At 63.2% G+C, this 3,623-nt stretch carries 3 protein-coding genes; all 3 read left to right on the top strand.

Going from position 1 to position 3,623, the window contains the following annotated elements; genetic code table 11:
- The coding region (locus BLX41_RS32835; RefSeq protein ID WP_259745515.1) for a HEAT repeat domain-containing protein at positions 1 to 715 on the top strand (715 nt) is incomplete at its 5' end.
- The gene (gene pelF / locus BLX41_RS32830; RefSeq protein ID WP_123728216.1) at positions 712 to 2,244 is read left to right on the top strand and encodes a GT4 family glycosyltransferase PelF; all 1,533 of its coding nucleotides are present in this window, start codon (positions 712 to 714) and stop codon (positions 2,242 to 2,244) included. The genes BLX41_RS32835 and pelF, both read left to right, overlap by 4 nt.
- The gene (gene pelG / locus BLX41_RS32825) at positions 2,245 to 3,615 is read left to right on the top strand and encodes an exopolysaccharide Pel transporter PelG (protein ID WP_123728215.1); all 1,371 of its coding nucleotides are present in this window, start codon (positions 2,245 to 2,247) and stop codon (positions 3,613 to 3,615) included. It begins immediately after the preceding gene.
- Positions 3,616 to 3,623: the final 8 nt, after the last annotated feature.

Genomic DNA, 3,623 nt, shown 5'->3' with positions numbered 1-3,623 from the left:
CCTGCCGCGCAAGCGTGAGACGCAGATGTGGCAGGCGGTTGGCATTCCTGCCCTGCCGTTTCGCGCCCAGTCCCATCTGCATTCGCCGACCTTCGGCGACAGCGGCTTGCAGGACGTGCTGCGCCACGCCCCGGACCCCGACCAGCGCCTGGCGGCGCTGCTCGCCACCCGCAAGATGCCGGGCAAGGAAGCGGTGCCGATCCTCAAGCTGGCCCTGGGCGATCCCAGCGACGATGTGCGCCTGCTGGCGTATTCGATGCTCGACAAGCAGGAAACCGACATCAACCAGCGCATCCAGACGTCCCTCGAACAGTTGCCCGGTGCCGCGCCCAAGAAGGCCGGTGCCTTGCATGCCACTCTGGCGCGCTGGTACTGGGAACTGGCCTACCTGGGCCTGGCCCAGGGCAGCGTCCAGCAGCATGTGCTGGGGCAAGCCGGCGAGCACGCCGAGCTGGCGCTGGAGGCGGGAGAGGGCGGCGAGTTGCTGTTGCTGGCCGGGCGTATTGCCCTTGAACGTGGCGACATCGGCAAGGCGCGACTGCATATGCACCAGGCCCAGGAAGCGGGCATGGACCCGGCCAAGGTCTTGCCGTTCCGTGCCGAGATCGCCTTTGAAACCGGAAACTATGCAGAGATTCCCGCGCTGTTGAAAAGCTTGCCGCCGCAGATGCAACAACGTCCGCCCTTTGCCGGGCTGGTAAGGACCTGGACATGAAAACCGCCGTCAACCCAACGCCCATTGCCGATGTCTGCCTGCTGCTCGAGGGCACCTGGCCTTATGTGCGCGGCGGTGTGTCCAGCTGGATTCACCAGATGATCCTCGGACTGCCGCAACTGACCTTTTCCGTGCTGTTCATTGGTGGCCAGCGCGAAGCCTACGGCCAGCGTCGCTATGCGATCCCGGCCAACGTGGTGCACATCGAAGAAGTGTATCTGGAGGAGGCCTGGCGCAATCCCAAGCACAAGCGAGTTGCCCACAACGCGTCCCTGGACGAGTTGAGCAACCTGTACCGTTACCTGCACAACCCGGAGAAACCGGCCGCCGAGCTGGGCATTGGCGTGCTCGATTCCCTGGCCCAGGCACGTATCACCCTGGATGACGTGCTCTACAGTCGCCCCAGTTGGGAGGCGCTGACCGAAGGTTACGAACAGCACTGTGCCGATCCGTCCTTCGTCAACTATTTCTGGACCCTGCGCACCATGCAGTCGCCTTTGCTGATGCTGGCTGACGCCGCCCGCCGTATGCCGCGGGCCCGGGTCCTGCACTCGATTTCAACCGGTTATGCCGGGCTGGTGGGCTGCATTCTCAAGCAACTGTGGGGCTGCCAGTTGCTGCTCAGCGAACATGGGATTTACACCAAGGAGCGCAAGATCGACCTGGCTCAGGCCAGCTGGATCGCCGAAAGCAGCAACCAGGCGCTCAACGACAGCATGGACACCGGCTCCGGTTACATCCGCATGCTCTGGGTGCGCTTTTTCGAGCGCATCGGGCATCTGGTCTATGAGAGCGCCGACCAGATCATTGCCCTGTACGACGGCAACCGCCAGCGCCAGATCAAGGACGGTGCTCCGGCCGAGCGCACCCAGGTGATTCCCAACGGCATCGACCTGAACGTCTGGACCCAGGCCCTTGAGTCCCGGGCCGAGGGCATCGCCCCGGTGGTCGGGCTGATCGGCCGGGTAGTGCCGATCAAGGACGTGAAGACCTTCCTGCGGGCCATGCGCGGGGTGGTCAGTGTCATGCCCGAGGTCGAAGGCTGGATCGTCGGGCCGGAAGAGGAAGACCCCGAATACGTCGCCGAGTGTCGCAGCCTGGTGGCCAGTCTCGGGCTGGAGCGCAAGGTGCTGTTCCTCGGGTTCCAGAAGATCCAGGACATCCTGCCGCAACTGGGCCTGATGGTGCTGACCTCCATCAGCGAGGCCCAGCCCCTGGTGATTCTCGAAGCCTGGGCCGCCGGTACGCCGGTGGTGAGCAGCGACGTGGGCTCCTGCCGTGAGCTGATCGAGGGCGGCGAGGCGGCCGACCGCGATCTGGGGCTGGCCGGGGAGGTGGTGGCCATCGCCGATCCCCAGGCCACGTCCCAGGCGATCATCGATCTGCTGCGCAGCCCCGAGCGCTGGAAGTCCGCCCAGGCCGCCGGCTTGTTGCGGGTGCATCGTTACTACAGCGAAACCCTGATGATCGAACGCTATCGCGCGCTGTATCAGACGGCCATGGGCACCGCACACAAGGAGGCTGTGTAAATGGCCGGCATCGGTTTCGAACTGCGCAAGATCCTCTCGCGCGACTCCTACACGGCGACGCTGCACGCCTATGTCTATGCCGGCCTGATCAGCTCCGGGCCCTGGGTGCTGTCGATTCTCAGCGTGATGCTGGTGGGGGTCATCAGCCTGGGGCTGGTGATCCCGGAGGTGCTGATCCGCCAGTTCCTGATCACCGTGACCTACCTGATGGCCACGTCGCTGATCCTCACCGGCGGTTTGCAGCTGTTCTTCACCCGTTTTGTCTCCGACCGCCTGTTCGAGCGCAAGTACGAGCAGATCCTGCCGAACCTGATCGGAGTGCTACTGCTGGTGACCCTGGGCTCCGGGGTGCTGGGCATCCTCCTGTTGACCACCTTGTTCGATCAGCCGCTGATCTACCGCCTGCTGACCCTGGCCAACTTCGTGGTGCTGTGCAACCTGTGGCTGGTGATCATCTTTCTCTCGGGGATGAAGGCCTATAACCGCATCCTGCTGGTGATGCTGGTGGGCTATGGACTGATGGTCGGCAGCGCCTTCTTCCTCCGGCACATGGGCATGGAAGGGCTGTTGCTCGCATTGCTGCTGGGGCACAGCTCGCTGTTGTTCCTGTTTCTCTACGACATCCTGCGCGAGTACCGGGCGGAAAAGCTGGTGGCCTTCGACTTCCTCGACCGTCGCCAGGTGTTCCTCAGCCTGCTGTTGACCGGGTTCTGCTACAACCTGGGCATCTGGATCGACAAGTTCATCTTCTGGTTCAACCCGGACACCTCGAGCCAGGTGATCGGGCCTATGCGCGCCTCGATTCTCTACGACTTGCCGATCTTCCTCGCCTACCTGGCGATCATTCCCGGCATGGCGGTGTTTCTGGTCAGGATCGAAACCGACTTCGCCGAGTGGTACGACCGGCTGTTCCGCGCGGTGCGCGATGGCGAGACCCTGCAGCATATCGGCTCGCTGAAAGCCGAGATGACCTTCTCGATCCGCCAGGGCCTGCTGGAAATCTGCAAGGTCCAGGGACTGACGGTGGTGCTGCTGTTTCTCTTCGGTCCGCGCCTGCTGGAGTGGCTGGGGATGTCCAGCTACTACCTGCCGCTGTTCTACATCGACCTGATCGGGGTGAGCATCCAGGTGGTGTTCATGGCGATCCTCAACGTGTTTTTCTACCTCGACAAACGAGCGATCGTGCTGGAGCTGTGCCTGTTCTTCGTCGCCCTCAACGCCGCGTTGACCCTGCTCAGCCTGCACCTGGGGCCGAGCTACTTCGGTTATGGCTTTACCCTGTCGCTGCTGATCTGCGTATTGCTGGGGCTGGCGCGGCTGTCCACGGCGCTGGATGACCTGGAATACGAGACCTTCATGCTGTCGCGTTGAGACCTCAA

The sequence above is a fragment of the Pseudomonas protegens genome, assembly GCF_003732485.1.
In the GTDB taxonomy this organism is placed as follows: Bacteria; Pseudomonadota; Gammaproteobacteria; order Pseudomonadales; family Pseudomonadaceae; genus Aquipseudomonas; species Aquipseudomonas protegens_B.
This window is presented reverse-complemented; position numbering and strand designations above follow the sequence as displayed.

Bases quoted from the DNA above. Each gene is read 5' to 3' on its own strand.
- pelF (WP_123728216.1), top strand. From the start codon at position 712: ATGAAAACCGCCGTCAACCCAACGCCCATTGCCGATGTCTGCCTGCTG.
- pelG (WP_123728215.1), top strand. From the start codon at position 2,245: ATGGCCGGCATCGGTTTCGAACTGCGCAAGATCCTCTCGCGCGACTCC.